Raw genomic sequence first — 550 nt, 5'->3', positions numbered from 1 at the left:
CTCGGATAGCCTCCCAGTGTCCCAATACGGTTCTATTGGCCAAATGGACATTCAGCCGGATGGGTATGCAGGGCATGAGGTTTATGAGCAGATAGCGGGCTGGCTAAATCCGGCAGAAACAGAGCAACCGAACGGAACTAATTCGCTGATCAATGACGGAGTGATCAGGGGTCAGTTAGGGGTTGGGGATATGGATAGCTTCGAGCTTAACCTCAACGCCGGTGAGGCGGTGCACATCCGGGTGGGCAGGACCACCGGGAATTTGGCGCCGCGCGTGTGGCTGTACAACCCCGACGGGACGCTGAACGAGACGACCTGGAGTGGAAGGGTAGATCGCCCGGTTGCGGGGTTGGAGTGCCATTCGACCTCCAGTACCTGCGCACTGGAGCAGACGGGCACCTACCGTGTGGTGGTGGCGGATCACTTCGGGGACCGAGTTGGCGAGTACGACATTCATTATGCGCGGATGCCTCAGTCGAACGGGATCGCTCCGCTCGTCGACGACGGGGCGATCAGTGAGGTCATCACCTCGGGCGGCATGGATAGCTTT

Annotated in this window: 1 protein-coding gene; it reads left to right on the top strand. The window is 59.3% G+C overall.

All coding sequences use genetic code 11. The annotated features are described in order from the left end of the window. Nucleotides 1–16: 16 nt before the first annotated feature. The coding region (locus LPW30_RS15905) for a hypothetical protein (protein WP_239681368.1) at nt 17–550 on the top strand (534 nt) is incomplete at its 3' end.

It is taken from the genome of Ectothiorhodospira variabilis (assembly GCF_022227625.1).
Classification (GTDB): Bacteria; Pseudomonadota; Gammaproteobacteria; order Ectothiorhodospirales; family Ectothiorhodospiraceae; genus Ectothiorhodospira; species Ectothiorhodospira haloalkaliphila.
This window is presented reverse-complemented; position numbering and strand designations above follow the sequence as displayed.